A 13,269-nucleotide genomic window follows, 5' to 3' on the forward strand; every position below is an offset into this window, starting at 1 on the left:
GACCGGTTAACATGCCTGACTGTTCAACTCGAATCAGGCCCTGTCGTGTTCGCCATTTTCCCATTGCCTCGCGCCCTGACATGAAGTTGCGCCTGAACCGCGACATTCATACGCGCACCCAGATCATCAGCGTCGGGCCGGCGCTGCTGCTGACGCTGTTGCTGATCGGCTTCTTTACCTTCGTGCGTCTGCAGGACCTGCGTCAGGAACTCAACCACACGGGCCAGTTGATCGCCAACCAGCTCGCCCCCGCGTCCGAGTACGGTGTGGTCACCGACAATGCCGCAGTGCTCGAAGGCTTGCTCGGCGCCACTCTGGCCACTCCACATGTACGCTTTCTGGAGATCCAGGACCAGACCGATCAGCGCCTGGCCTACGTCGAACGGCGTGTTGGCGACGAGCATCGCTCGGCCCATGTCGAGGTATTCCAGGCGCCGATCCAGATCCGCGGCGCGTTCATGGAAGACCATCGGGCACAGGTGCAGCAACACCTGGTGAGCGCCAGCAGTGGCGACTATCTGGGGCGGGTCATCGTTGGCATGTCCGACGATGCCTTCAGTCAGCGCCAGCAGGAGATCGTGCTCAAGGCCGGCGTACTGGCGCTGTTTGCCCTGCTGTTCACCTACCTGCTGGCCCGGCGCCTGGCGCGCAGCCTGGCCCAGCCGATCAGCGAAATGAGCCGGGTGGTCAAGGCCATCGGCCAGGGCCGCTTCGACACGCCGCTGCCGATCGTCGACGACAGCGAACTGGGTCATCTGGCCGGGCACATCAACAACCTGGCCAGCGCCTTGGCCAAAGCCAGCCAGGAGCAGCATCAGGCCATGCAGCAACTTATCCAGACCCGCGAGGAGGCCGAACGCGCCAACAGCGCCAAGTCGGACTTCCTGGCGATGATGAGCCATGAACTGCGCACGCCGATGAATGGTGTGCTGGGCATGCTCCAGTTGCTTGAAACCACCACCCTGAGCGACGAACAGCGCGACTATGCCCAGGTGGCTACCGAGTCTACCGAGCACCTGCTCAAGGTCATCAACGACATCCTGGATTTTTCCCGTATCGAACGGGCAGCGATGGAACTGGAGCACATCGGCTTCAGCTTGCATGAACTGATCACCAGTTGCGTGCAGGCCTTCCAGCACACCGCACGACAGCGAAAACTGACGTTGGAGCTGGCGCTGCCCGAAGGCATTGCAGGGCTTCAGGTCGAAGGTGATCCGACCCGTATCCGACAGATTCTGGTCAACCTGATTGGCAATGCGCTGAAGTTCACCGACGACGGCGGCGTGCACGTCGGCGTGCAGTGGCAGGTACTGGATCACCAGTTGATCTGGCTGACCTGCACCGTGCGCGACACGGGCATTGGCATTGGCGAAGATCGCCTGGAAAGCATGTTCGTCGCCTTCGCCCAGGCCGACAGTTCGATCTCACGGCGCTACGGCGGTACCGGTCTGGGCTTGCCGATCGCACGCACGCTGGCCGAACGCATGGGCGGCACGTTGCGGGCTCAGAGCCAGGAGGGTAAAGGCTCGCTGTTCACCCTGGAGATGCCCTTGGCCCTGAGCCAGCAGAGTCTGGCGCGTCCGGCACCCGTGCCCAACACGTGCGCCCACGACGATGGCACCGGTCACCGCGTTTTGCTGGTGGAAGACAACCCGGTCAATCAGACCGTGATCGAAGCCATGCTGCGCAGCCTGGGGTACGACGTCGATGTGGTGAGCGACGGTGCCGAAGCAGTCGACCAAGTGCGTGAACGGCTCTATTCGGCGGTGCTGATGGACTGCCGCCTGCCGATTCTGGACGGCTATGGCGCTTCGCGGCAGATCCGCCAGATACCCGACAGGGCCGAGTTGCCGATCATCGCCCTGACGGCCAACGCTTTGCTCGGCGACCGCGACACCTGCCTGGAAGCGGGAATGAACGATTACCTGGCCAAACCGTTCAAACGTGCAGACCTGCAACAGGTACTGCTGCGCTGGACGAGCTGAAAACGCGCCGCTGAATGACCACCCGATACCCTCCAGATAACGCCCGTTGCTGGCAAGAAATGTTAAAGTGCGGCAGTCTTGTACATCCATTCGGACAAAGCCTGTCGTCTGGCATTATAATTTCAGTGAACAAGTGTACTTCCGTATCGCTTGCGCTGTGACTTTCACTACAACGCAATAGTCTATGTGTAGGCTGCCGACCCAGGCTTTGATCCTTCTGGTCGGTAGGGAAGATCTGCCCCCTGCCACCAGGGACTATTGAGGAGCTCGCATGACCAAACAAAACGCCTTTACTCGGGAAGATCTGCTGCGCTGCAGTCGTGGCGAGCTGTTCGGCCCAGGTAACGCGCAATTGCCCGCCCCCAACATGCTGATGGTGGACCGCATCACCCATATCAGCGCCGAAGGTGGCAAGTACGGCAAGGGTGAATTGGTCGCCGAGCTGGATATCACCCCGGACCTGTGGTTCTTCGCCTGCCACTTCGAAGGCGATCCGGTGATGCCGGGCTGCCTGGGCCTGGATGCCATGTGGCAGCTGGTCGGTTTCTTCCTGGGCTGGCAAGGCCTGCCGGGCCGCGGCCGTGCGCTGGGTTCGGGCGAAGTGAAGTTCTTCGGCCAGGTGCTGCCGACCGCCAAGAAGGTCACCTACAACATTCATATCAAACGCGTGCTCAAGGGCAAGCTGAACATGGCCATCGCCGATGGCTCGGTCAGTGTCGACGGTCGCGAGATCTACACCGCCGACGGCCTTCGGGTTGGCGTCTTTACATCCACCGAAAATTTCTAAGGGTTATCCGCATGCGCCGCGTTGTTATCACTGGTCTGGGCATCGTTTCGTGCCTGGGCAATGACAAAGACACCGTCTCCGCAAACCTGCGGGCAAGCCGCCCTGGCATCCGCTTCAACCCGGAATATGCCGAAATGGGTCTGCGTAGCCAGGTTTCCGGCTCCATCGACCTCAATCTGGAAGAGTTGATCGACCGCAAGGTGTACCGCTTCGTCGGCCATGCCGCCGCGTACGCCTACCTGGCCATGCAGGATGCCATCAAGGATTCCGGCCTGACCGAAGAGCAGGTCTCCAATCCTCGTACCGGCCTGATCGCAGGTTCGGGCGGCGCCTCCACCTTGAACCAGATGGAAGCACTCGACATCCTGCGCGAAAAAGGCGTGAAGCGCGTCGGCCCGTACCGTGTCACCCGGACCATGAGCAGCACCGTGTCGGCCTGCCTGGCCACCCCGTTCAAGATCAAGGGCCTGAACTACTCCATCGCCTCGGCGTGCGCCACCAGCGCGCACTGCATCGGTACGGCCATGGAACAAATCCAGATGGGCAAGCAGGACGTCGTGTTCGCCGGTGGCGGTGAAGAGGAACACTGGAGCCAGTCGTTCCTGTTCGATGCCATGGGCGCCCTGTCCAGCAAGCGCAACGACACGCCCGAGAAAGCTTCGCGTGCCTATGACAGCGACCGTGATGGCTTCGTCATCGCCGGTGGCGGTGGCATGGTGGTGGTCGAGGAACTGGAACACGCCCTGGCCCGCGGCGCGCACATCTACGCCGAGATCGTCGGCTACGGCGCGACCTCCGATGGCTACGACATGGTCGCGCCAAGCGGCGAAGGCGCCATCCGCTGCATGCAGCAGGCCCTGTCCACCGTCGACACCCCGATCGACTACCTGAACACTCACGGCACTTCCACGCCGGTGGGCGACGTAGCCGAGATGAAAGGTGTGCGTGAAGTCTTCGCTGGCAAGTATCCGGCCATCAGCTCGACCAAGAGCCTGTCCGGTCACTCTCTGGGCGCCGCTGGCGTGCACGAAGCGATCTACTGCATGCTGATGATGGAAGGCAACTTCATCGCAGGCTCCGCCAACATCGACGAACTGGACCCTGCCGTGGCCGATCTGCCAGTGCAGACCGTTACTCAGGAAAACGTCGAGATCAACACCGTGATGAGCAACAGCTTCGGCTTCGGCGGCACCAACGCTACCCTGGTGCTCAAGCGCTGGACCGGCCAGTAAGGCTCATAGCCTTGCTTGAAGACGGCGCCTGCGGGCGCCGTTTTTTTGCCTGCAGTCGGTCGGCTGATGACAGTTGAACCCCTTTGGCGGCACAAGCCTCTATACAGTGTGGTTTGTGCACTCTAACGAAGGGATCTCCATGTCTATCACCGTGACTACCGAACCCGGCGACGGATTTCGCCACCGCATCGACATCGATGGCCGCCACTCATTCCATACCGACCTGCTCGAAGCCTTGGGTGGCGCAGATTCGGCCCCCTCGCCCCATGACTATTTCGACGCTGCACTGGGTGCCTGCAAGGCCTTGACCCTCAAGCTTTATGCGCAGCGCAAAAACATCCCATTGACCGGGGTGAACATCGAGGTCAAGCGCGACAACAGCCAGGAGCCGACCGGCAAGTACAGCCTGCGGGTCAAACTGACGCTACTGGGCAATCTGACGGAAGCGCAACGCCATGACCTGGACCGGGTCGCCGATCATTGTCCGGTGCACAAACTGATGACCAGCGCGGTGATCGATATCGAGACGTATCTGGCGGAGGCTTAGGTGGGGTCCTTCGCGGCCGCTGACCGCTCCTACGCAATTTCCGCAGGAGCGGCCAGTGGCCGCGAACAGGCATTCCCAGTCACATGCTGACTCAGGCCTGGAACACTTCGTCGAGCAGGTTGTGCATGGCCTGGAAAGCGCGCGCCGAAACTGTGGCATCGTACATCTGCACACCCGGGTTGTTGGCCTCGGTGTCGGTGAACGAATGGTAGGCACCGCCGTAGCTGGTCAACTGCCAATCCACGCCCGCCGAGTTCATTTCGGAACGGAACGCAGGCAACTGCTCGGCAGGTACCAGTGGGTCGGCGTCGCCGTGCAGTACCAGGACCGAACCCTTGATGTCATGAGCATCGGCCGGATTGGGCGTGTCCAGCGTGCCGTGGAACGACACGGTGGCTTTGAGCGCTGCGCCGGTACGTGCCAGCTCCAGAGCACAGCAACCGCCGAAGCAGAAACCGAAGGCTGCGGACTGTGCAGGATCGACAGCTGCGTGGGGTTGCTCATGCAACTGCTGCAACGCCACCTGCATGCGCTTGCGCAGCAGGGCGCGGTCGTTCTTCAGCGGAGTCATGGCCGCTGCGGCTTCGTCGTTGTTGCTCGGGCGCACGCCCTGCCCATACAAGTCCACCAGCAGCACCACATAGCCCTTGGAAGCCACGGCATGGGCGATGCGCTCGGCACCCTCGCTGACACCCATCCAGTTGGGCGCCATCACCAGCCCCGGACGTGGAGAAACGATATCGGCGTCGTACACCAGACGGCTTTCGTACGCCTGCCCGTCGATCTGGTAGACCACGGATTGAACGGTCAATGTGCTCATGCTTGTACCCCCAAAAGGTCTTGACTGAAAACGAAAAAGCCCGCCGAAGCGGGCTTTTACCTGGACTGCTTAAACGGACAACTCGACCAGCAGCTTGTTCAGCCGCCGCACGTATCCGGCAGGATCTTTCAAGCTGTCACCGGCCGCCAGCGCCGCCTGATCGAACAGGATGTGGGAGAAGTCGGCGAAACGATCTTCGCTCTGCTCCACGTCCAGCTTGGCGATCAGCGGGTGGTTGGGGTTGAACTCGAAGATCGGCTTGGAATCCGGCACCTTCTGGCCGCTGGCTTCCAGGATCTGGCGCATCTGCAGGCCCAGATCCTGCTCACCGATGGCCAGGATCGCGGGCGAATCGGTCAGACGGTGGGAAACCCGCACTTCGCTGACGGAATCACCCAGAGCCGCTTTCAGGCGCTCGACCAGGCCTTCCTTGTCCTTGGCGATTTCTTCCTGGGCTTTCTTGTCCTCCTCGGAGTCCAGCTTGCCCAGGTCGAGGTCGCCACGGGCAACGTCGACAAAGCCTTTGCCATCGAATTCGGTGAGGTAGCTCATCAGCCACTCGTCGATGCGATCGGTCAGCAGCAGCACTTCGATGCCTTTCTTGCGGAAGACTTCCAGGTGCGGGCTGTTCTTGACCTGCGCATAGGACTCGCCGGACAGGTAGTAGATCTTGTCCTGACCTTCCTTGACCCGTGCCAGGTAGTCGGCCAGGCCGACGCTCTGCTCGCCGCTGTCGTCGCTGGTGGAAGCGAAGCGCAGCAGGCCGGCGATCTTTTCCTTGTTGGCGAAATCTTCGGCAGGGCCTTCCTTGAGGACCTGGCCAAAGTTCTTCCAGAAGCCTTTGTATTGCTCGGGCTCGTTCTTGGCCAGTTTCTCCAGCATGTCGAGAACACGCTTGGTCAAGGCCGTTTTCATCGAGTCGATGATCGGATCTTTCTGCAGGATCTCACGCGACACGTTCAGGGACAGATCGTTGGAGTCGACCACACCCTTGATGAAACGCAGGTACAACGGCAGGAAGGATTCGGCCTGATCCATCACGAACACGCGCTGCACGTACAGCTTGAGGCCACGCGGGGCTTCGCGCTGGTACAGGTCGAACGGTGCACGGGCCGGCACGTACAGCAGCGAGGTGTATTCCAGCTTGCCTTCGACCTTGTTGTGGCTCCAGCTCAGCGGGTTCTCGTAGTCGTGACCGACGTGCTTGTAGAACTCCTGATATTCCTCGTCCTTGATCTCGGTACGAGGACGGGTCCACAGGGCGCTGGCGCGGTTGACGGTTTCCCACTCCTGCGCCGGGGCCTCTTCGCCTTCGGCCGGCGCGCTTTCCTTGGGCAGCTCGATCGGCAGGGCGATGTGGTCGGAGTACTTCTTGATGATGTTGCGCAGACGGTAGCCGTCGGCGAATTCGTCTTCGGCGCTTTTCAGGTGCAGCACGATACGAGTACCGCGCTCGGCCTTCTCGATGTTGGCGACTTCGAACTCGCCTTCACCCTTGGACGACCAGTGCACACCTTCGCTGGCCGGGGTGCCGGCACGACGGCTGTAGACGTCGACCTGATCGGCGACGATGAAGGCCGAGTAGAAGCCCACGCCGAACTGACCGATCAGGTGCGAATCCTTCTTCTGATCGCCGGTGAGGTTCTTCATGAAGTCGGCAGTGCCGGACTTGGCGATGGTGCCCAGGTGGGTCACGACATCGTCACGGTTCATGCCGATACCGTTGTCTTCGAGGGTGACGGTCTTGGCGTCCTTGTCGAAGCTGACACGGATTTTGAGCTCGCCACCGCCTTCGAGCAGCTCAGGCTTGGCGAGCGCTTCGAAACGCAGCTTATCGACGGCGTCGGAGGCGTTCGAGATCAATTCGCGAAGGAAGATTTCCTTGTTGGAATACAGCGAATGGATCATGAGGTGCAGCAGTTGCTTCACCTCGGTCTGGAAGCCCAGGGTTTCCTTTTGAGTTTCCACACTCATGGTCATCAAACTCCAATCAGATGGCAGGTGCCGCCGATGAGCGGCGGGATGACAAGGAGATGGGGCCACCGATCGGTATTTCAAGGGTGGCGTCGGTAGACGGATGAGCCAGCACCCGTGAACGGCTTCTTTCACCCAGGGCCACTGTGAAAACCGGACGAGTGCTTGAACGGTACAGCACAGCTGCAGAAAAACCTCATTGCGATCCGACACTTATATATAACCGTAGTGACGGAACTTATATCCGGGGCACACCCTCTTAGCCTCGTAGATACCCAATAAGGAGAAACACCATGCGCAAGACACTCGCTTACTCCCTGATGCTGGCTGCCACCCTTGGTCTGGCTGCTTGCGACAAGAAATCCGAAGACAAGGCTCAGGACGCTGCAGAGCATCGTCAGGAAGCGCAGGAAAAAATGGACTCGGCTCAAGAAAAAATGAACGACGCCGCCAAGGAAAACGCCAAGGCCAACGAAGCGGCTGCCGAATCGAACAAGGCTGCAGCTCAGGAAGCGACCAAGTCCGACTCGAGCATGCCCGTAGCCCCAGGCACCACCCCTGCTACCCAGGTGCCGCCTGCCAAGAACTGATTGATCGGCGGCGCCCGCTTCGCGGGCAGAGCCCGCTCCCACAGGAGCGAGCTCGACCTGGCGATGAACGCGCCGCAATCAAGACAAAAAAAATCCCCGAACCAGTCGGGGATTTTTTATGCCTGAAGACTATACGCAATCAGTCTTCGCGATAGCGACGCAGCTTCAACTGCTTGCCAGCGACGCGGGTGTCTTTCAGCTTGCTCAGCAGACCTTCCAGACCTTCTTCCGGCAGCTCGACCAAGCTGAAGCTGTCACGCACCTGGATGCGACCGATAGCTTCGCGGGCCAGACCGCCTTCGTTGAGGATGGCGCCCAGCAGGTTCTTCGCGGCGATGCCGTCACGAGCACCCAGGGCAGTACGGCAGCGTGCGCGGCCTTCACCCAGTGGCATGGGAGCGCGACGCTCGCGGTCACCACGGTCAGGACGATCACCGCTGGTGCGTTCGCGTGGAGCGCTGGTCGGAACCAGTGGCTGCTCTTTGTTGACAGCATCCAGGGTCAGCGCCTGGCCATTGGTGGCCTTGCGCAGCAGGGCCGCGGCCAGGGCACGCGGGCTGCAACCGATGTCGGCGGTCAAGCGATCCAGCAACTCGCCGTGGGTGCTTTCGGCATCACCCACCAACGGCGCGAGGCTGTTGGTCAGCTTGCGAATGCGCGCATCCAGCACGGCCTGGCCATCTGGCAGGCGAACTTCAGCGACCTTCTGGCCGGTGACACGCTCGATGACCTGCAGCATGCGACGCTCACGTGGAGTCACCAGCAGCAGCGCACGGCCTTCGCGACCGGCACGGCCGGTACGGCCGATACGGTGCACATAGGACTCGGGGTCGTACGGCATGTCGACGTTGAACACGTGAGTGATGCGCGGTACGTCCAGGCCACGGGCAGCGACGTCGGTAGCGACGACGATGTCCAGGCGACCATCCTTGAGCGAGTCGATGACGCGCTCGCGCTGGTTCTGGGCGATGTCACCGTTGAGTGCCGCAGCCTTGTAGCCTTTGGCTTCAAGGGCGCTGGCCAGGTCGAGGGTGGCTTGCTTGGTGCGCACGAAAGCGATCAGCGCATCGAACTCTTCGACTTCCAGCAGGCGCAGGACAGCCGAGGTCTTCTGGTCGGCGTGAACCAGCAGGTGAGCCTGCTCGATCGCGGTGACGGTCTGAGTCTTGGTCTGGATCTTGACGTGCTTGGGGTCTTTGAGATGACGCTCGGCGATGGCACGGATCGACTGCGGCAGGGTTGCCGAGAACAGTACGGTCTGGCGAGTCTCGGGCATGGCCTTGAAGATGACTTCCAGGTCATCCATGAAGCCCAGCTTGAGCATTTCGTCGGCTTCGTCGAGCACCAGGTGGTTCACCGTAGCGAGGACTTTCTCGTCGCGACGCAGGTGGTCGCAGAGACGGCCGGGGGTAGCGACGACGATTTGCGCGCCGTTGCGGATGGCTTTCAATTGCGGGCCCATCGGGGCACCGCCGTACACGGCCACTACGGTAACGCCAGGCATCTGCTTGGCGTAGGTTTCGAATGCAGTGGCTACTTGTAGCGCCAACTCACGGGTTGGCGCCAGGATCAGGGCTTGCGGCTCGCGCTTGCTCGGGTCGATACGATGCAGGATCGGCAGAGCGAAGGCGGCGGTTTTACCGGTGCCTGTCTGCGCCTGGCCGATCATGTCATGACCGGCGAGAATGATCGGGATCGATTGTTGCTGGATAGCCGAAGGCTCTTCGTAGCCGGTAGCGACCACAGCAGCAACAATGTTCGGATGAAGTTCGAGAGCGGCGAAGCCGCCGGTTTCCTGGGTCATGGGTCTGCCTCTAAGTGCATCCGCAAAGACCCATGCTCCAAAGCTGCGCATGCCTTGTAAGACTCGAGAGTCACCCTGGCAGCTTTGTCGGCGGGGATTTGCGAAAACGATTGAATGAAAGAATCGTTAGGGAGAGTCCGCGGAACGGACATGCAGCCGAAGCTGTCTTCGGGGGATTGCGCTACCTAAACGTGGCCTGGTTAAAGACCGGCGCGCACTATACCTGAAAACGGCCGCAAGGTGAGACTTTTTTGTACCTTGGTGCCGCATGCACGGCAGAGCCACGCGGGCTTTGCGCGAATCGGCATCACGGTCTATTTTAGCGAAGGCGCCTGCGCAGGTGCGGCGGCTGAAACCTTTCATCCAAAACCTTCGGAGAACGCCGTCATGCCCACCCCCTGCCCCGGCAAGGTCAGCTGCGAGCTGCGCGAGCACGTCATGCTCATCGGCCTTGACCGCCCTGCCAAACGCAACGCGTTCGACCTGCCCATGCTCGATGCCCTGAGCCTGGCCTACGGCGCGTTCGAGCGCGAGCCGATGGCGCGGGTGGCGCTGGTGTATTGCCACGGTGACCATTTCACCGCAGGGCTGGATCTGACGGCGGTGAGCACGCGTCTGAGCCAGGGTTGGCAGGTACCGCCCGGCGGCTGCGATCCCTGGCGGGTGTCCGGGGGGCCGGTAGTCAGCAAACCGGTCATCGTCGCGGCGCAGGGGTACTGCCTCACCGTGGGCATCGAACTGATGCTCGCGGCCGACATCAACCTGTGCGCCAGCAATACCCGCTTTGCCCAGATGGAGGTGCAGCGCGGGCTGTTCCCGTTCGGCGGTGCCACTCTGCGCCTGCAACAGATCGCCGGTTGGGGCAATGCGATGCGCTGGCTGCTCACCGGCGATGAGTTCGACGCTCACGAGGCCCTGCGCCTGGGGCTGGTCCAGGAAGTCATGGCCAGTGAAGACCTGTTGCCCAACGCGCTCGCCCTGGCCCAGCGGATTGCCCGGCAGGCGCCGCTGGGCGTGCAGGCGACCCTGGCGTCGGCGCGCCTGGCGATCAGCGACGGCGAAGTGGCCGCCAGCCGCCAATTGGCAACGACCACGGGACGGCTGTTCGCCAGCGAAGACGCGCACGAGGGCCTGGCGGCGATGCAGCAGCAGCGCCCTGCCGTGTTCGTCGGCCAGTAGCAGGGGGCATCGAGTCGACGCGGCGTGTCAGGTCGCCGGGCGGATCAGGTCGATCAGGCTCTGCAGGGAATAGCCCAACTGCGGCGCCAGGGCTTCGGCACGCTGGCGCAGACCGGGCAGGTCCAGCTGCTGCTCGATATCGGCCGGTACCATCACGATCACGTTGCCCTCCTTCACCGGCAATTCCCAGTAGTGGCGCTGGTAGAGCCCGCGCAGCAACGCAGCGCCGAGCGGCTTGCCATCGTTGCCGGCCCACTGGTTGATGATCAGCCAACCGTGCGGGTTCAGGCGTTGCTGGCACTGTTCGAGAAAGCGCCAGGCCAGATGTGCGGGCGCCGGGCCGTGATCAGTATACAGGTCGACGAAGATCAGGTCGGCGGTTTCGGCGCTGGGCAGCAGTTCCAGTGCGTCGCCGACCCGGATGTACAGCCTGGGATCGTCTTCCAGGCCCATGTATTCGATGGCCAGCCGGGGCACGTCGGGGCGCAGTTCGATGCATTCGACGTCTTCGAGTGGCAGGAACTTGAGGCAAGCCTGGGTCAACGTGCCTGCGCCGAGGCCCAGGAACAGGGCGCTTTCGGGTTCGGCATGGCACAGTGCGCCCACCAGCATGGCCCGTGTGTAGTCGTACTCCAGCCAGCTGGGGTCGGCAGTGAAAGTGCAGCTCTGCTCGATGGCGTCGCCGAACTCCAGGAAACGGTAGTCCGCCACTTCCAGCACGCGGATCATGCCCCAGGCGTCGTGCACCTCGGCCAGTACGTGCTCGGTGCGTTCGCGGGGTTGCAGGGTGTCTTGATCTTCCACCTGAGGGCTCGTCGCGGCGAATTGAAGCGCCGATTGTGGCATTAATCCACCGAAACCGGGCACCCCGTGCGGTCGATTCGAGCTAGACCCTGAACACTAAACCTTGAACAGCAGCAGGACCGCGCACAGCAACAGGAATACGCAAAAGCTACCCCGCAGGACTTTTTCCGACAGGCTGTAGGCGATCTTCACGCCCCAGCTGATGCTCAGCAGACCGCCCAAGGCCATCGGTATGCCCATGGCCCAGTCGACGTGATCGTGCACCGCGTAGGTCAGCAGGGTCACGCTGGTACTCGGCGCAGCGAGGGCCAGCGACAGGCCCTGGGCCATGATCTGGGAGGTGCCGAAGACGCTGGTCAGCACCGGCGTGGCCAGCACAGCGCCACCGACGCCGAAGAAGCCGCCGATTACCCCGGAAAAGCCACCCAGTACGCCCAGCCATGGCCAGGCATGACGCATCTCGCCCGTGCCACTGACCGGCCGTAGAAACATCTGCGCGATGTTGTAGACCACCAGCGCCAACAGGAACACCACGAAGCCCACTCGCATCGATCCCGGGTCGAGCCCGGATGCGAGCATCGAGGCCAGCCAGGCGCAGACCAGACCACCCACGGCCAGGGGCAAGGCGTGCCGCCAGGGAATGGGACGGCGCTGGTGATAGCGCCACATTGCCAGGAGCACGTTGGGCACCACCATCACCAGCGACGTGCCCTGCGCTAGTTGCTGGTCCACGCCGAACAGCAGGCCCAGGGCCGGGATCGCGATCAGGCCGCCGCCGATGCCGAACACGCCGCCCAGCGTGCCCATCGCCGCACCCAGTGCAATGTAGAGCAATGTTTCGAACATACCGCCTCTCTCTATCCGGGGTGCACCCTCAAGCCGTGCATCCTACCAGTGTGACCGCCGTCGATGGGCATGCACGTCGGGCACAACCTCGAACGAACTATGGGCGACGTTTGTAGCTCGAAATCAACAGCAGCCTCATCACGGAACGAGCGAGCCGCCAGCCCTGCCATCGGCGAATCGCGCAATGCTCTCGCACTATTGGAAAAAGGATCAGCATGAACACCGAATCCACTCATGACAGGGCAGTCACCGCGGACGACAGCCTGCTGCTGGATAATCAGCTGTGCTTCTCGTTGTACTCGACATCGCTGTTGATGACCAAGGTGTACAAACCCCTGCTGCAAGCGCTGGGCCTGACCTACCCGCAATACCTGACCATGATGGTGTTGTGGGAACGAGACGGCATGACCGTGGGCGAAATCAGTACGCGGCTGCTGACCGACCCCGGCTCGCTGACGCCCCTGCTCAAACGCCTGGAAGCCGAAGGCCTGCTCAGCCGTACCCGCAGCAAGGATGACGAGCGCGTGGTCATCGTCGAGCTCACGCCTCAGGGCCGGGCGCTGCGCGACCAGGCCGAGTCCGTGCCACTGAACATCGTCAAAGCCAGTTGCCACAGCAGTGCGGAGCTGCGTGCCTTGCAGGCCAGCCTGCTGTCGTTGCGCAAGAACCTGCAACAAGGGCTCTGACAGCCCGCCCGAATA

At 61.9% G+C, this 13,269-nt stretch carries 11 protein-coding genes and 1 pseudogene; 7 read left to right on the plus strand and 5 right to left on the minus strand.

Annotation, left to right across the window (positions count from 1 at the left end):
- Positions 1-80 precede the first annotated feature (80 nt).
- The 4 genes from ASF66_RS06750 to ASF66_RS06765 all read left to right on the plus strand — a co-directional run bounded on the left by ASF66_RS06750 (position 81) and on the right by ASF66_RS06765 (position 4,551).
- Positions 81-1,985: an ATP-binding protein gene (locus ASF66_RS06750; RefSeq protein WP_056843225.1), complete on the plus strand. Its 1,905-nt coding sequence runs from the start codon at positions 81-83 to the stop codon at positions 1,983-1,985.
- A 271-nt stretch (positions 1,986-2,256) separates the two neighbouring features.
- Entirely contained in the window at positions 2,257-2,772 is a 516-nt protein-coding gene (fabA, locus tag ASF66_RS06755; RefSeq protein WP_049861013.1) for a 3-hydroxyacyl-[acyl-carrier-protein] dehydratase FabA, read from the plus strand.
- 11 nt (positions 2,773-2,783) lie between these two features.
- Positions 2,784-4,004 (plus strand): beta-ketoacyl-ACP synthase I, encoded by a 1,221-nt coding sequence (gene fabB, locus ASF66_RS06760; protein ID WP_049861014.1) that lies wholly within the window; start codon positions 2,784-2,786, stop codon positions 4,002-4,004.
- A gap of 139 nt (positions 4,005-4,143) precedes the next feature.
- Positions 4,144-4,551 (plus strand): OsmC family protein, encoded by a 408-nt coding sequence (locus tag ASF66_RS06765; RefSeq protein ID WP_056843226.1) that lies wholly within the window; start codon positions 4,144-4,146, stop codon positions 4,549-4,551.
- A 91-nt stretch (positions 4,552-4,642) separates the two neighbouring features.
- Here the strand turns inward: ASF66_RS06765 and ASF66_RS06770 are convergent, their stop codons facing one another.
- Both ASF66_RS06770 and htpG read right to left on the minus strand, forming a co-directional pair.
- Positions 4,643-5,371, minus strand: a complete 729-nt coding sequence (locus ASF66_RS06770; protein ID WP_056843227.1) for a dienelactone hydrolase family protein — start codon at positions 5,369-5,371, stop codon at positions 4,643-4,645.
- Positions 5,372-5,440: 69 nt separating this feature from the next.
- Entirely contained in the window at positions 5,441-7,345 is a 1,905-nt protein-coding gene (htpG, locus tag ASF66_RS06775; RefSeq protein WP_049861132.1) for a molecular chaperone HtpG, read from the minus strand.
- A 293-nt stretch (positions 7,346-7,638) separates the two neighbouring features.
- On the opposite strand from htpG, the gene ASF66_RS06780 reads away from it, so the two are divergent.
- The gene (locus ASF66_RS06780) at positions 7,639-7,935 is read left to right on the plus strand and encodes a hypothetical protein (protein ID WP_049861017.1); all 297 of its coding nucleotides are present in this window, start codon (positions 7,639-7,641) and stop codon (positions 7,933-7,935) included.
- Between the two features lie 139 nt (positions 7,936-8,074).
- Here ASF66_RS06780 and ASF66_RS06785 read toward each other — a convergent pair.
- Positions 8,075-9,773 (minus strand): annotated as a pseudogene (locus ASF66_RS06785) (DEAD/DEAH box helicase).
- Between the two features lie 353 nt (positions 9,774-10,126).
- On the opposite strand from ASF66_RS06785, the gene ASF66_RS06790 reads away from it, so the two are divergent.
- The gene (locus tag ASF66_RS06790) at positions 10,127-10,918 is read left to right on the plus strand and encodes a crotonase/enoyl-CoA hydratase family protein (protein ID WP_056843466.1); all 792 of its coding nucleotides are present in this window, start codon (positions 10,127-10,129) and stop codon (positions 10,916-10,918) included.
- Positions 10,919-10,945: 27 nt separating this feature from the next.
- Here the strand turns inward: ASF66_RS06790 and ASF66_RS06795 are convergent, their stop codons facing one another.
- Both ASF66_RS06795 and ASF66_RS06800 read right to left on the minus strand, forming a co-directional pair.
- Positions 10,946-11,647: a spermidine synthase gene (locus tag ASF66_RS06795; protein WP_056843467.1), complete on the minus strand. Its 702-nt coding sequence runs from the start codon at positions 11,645-11,647 to the stop codon at positions 10,946-10,948.
- Positions 11,648-11,818: 171 nt separating this feature from the next.
- On the minus strand, positions 11,819-12,568 hold the full coding sequence (locus tag ASF66_RS06800; protein WP_056843229.1) for a sulfite exporter TauE/SafE family protein: 750 nt from the start codon (positions 12,566-12,568) through the stop codon (positions 11,819-11,821).
- A gap of 215 nt (positions 12,569-12,783) precedes the next feature.
- Here ASF66_RS06800 and ASF66_RS06805 point away from each other — a divergent pair, with 215 nt between their 5' ends.
- Positions 12,784-13,254 (plus strand): MarR family winged helix-turn-helix transcriptional regulator, encoded by a 471-nt coding sequence (locus ASF66_RS06805; protein ID WP_049861021.1) that lies wholly within the window; start codon positions 12,784-12,786, stop codon positions 13,252-13,254.
- Positions 13,255-13,269: the final 15 nt, after the last annotated feature.

Origin of the sequence: Pseudomonas sp. Leaf129 (assembly GCF_001423465.1) — a bacterium.
In the GTDB taxonomy this organism is placed as follows: domain Bacteria; phylum Pseudomonadota; class Gammaproteobacteria; order Pseudomonadales; family Pseudomonadaceae; genus Aquipseudomonas; species Aquipseudomonas coleopterorum.

Excerpts from the sequence above, each read along its gene's own strand:
- ASF66_RS06750 (WP_056843225.1), top strand. The coding sequence starts at position 81 with ATGAAGTTGCGCCTGAACCGCGACATTCATACGCGCACCCAGATCATC.
- fabA (WP_049861013.1), top strand. The coding sequence starts at position 2,257 with ATGACCAAACAAAACGCCTTTACTCGGGAAGATCTGCTGCGCTGCAGT.
- fabB (WP_049861014.1), top strand. The coding sequence starts at position 2,784 with ATGCGCCGCGTTGTTATCACTGGTCTGGGCATCGTTTCGTGCCTGGGC.
- ASF66_RS06765 (WP_056843226.1), top strand. The coding sequence starts at position 4,144 with ATGTCTATCACCGTGACTACCGAACCCGGCGACGGATTTCGCCACCGC.
- ASF66_RS06770 (WP_056843227.1), bottom strand. The coding sequence starts at position 5,371 with ATGAGCACATTGACCGTTCAATCCGTGGTCTACCAGATCGACGGGCAG.
- htpG (WP_049861132.1), bottom strand. The coding sequence starts at position 7,345 with ATGAGTGTGGAAACTCAAAAGGAAACCCTGGGCTTCCAGACCGAGGTG.
- ASF66_RS06780 (WP_049861017.1), top strand. The coding sequence starts at position 7,639 with ATGCGCAAGACACTCGCTTACTCCCTGATGCTGGCTGCCACCCTTGGT.
- ASF66_RS06790 (WP_056843466.1), top strand. The coding sequence starts at position 10,127 with ATGCCCACCCCCTGCCCCGGCAAGGTCAGCTGCGAGCTGCGCGAGCAC.
- ASF66_RS06795 (WP_056843467.1), bottom strand. The coding sequence starts at position 11,647 with ATGATCCGCGTGCTGGAAGTGGCGGACTACCGTTTCCTGGAGTTCGGC.
- ASF66_RS06800 (WP_056843229.1), bottom strand. The coding sequence starts at position 12,568 with ATGTTCGAAACATTGCTCTACATTGCACTGGGTGCGGCGATGGGCACG.
- ASF66_RS06805 (WP_049861021.1), top strand. The coding sequence starts at position 12,784 with ATGAACACCGAATCCACTCATGACAGGGCAGTCACCGCGGACGACAGC.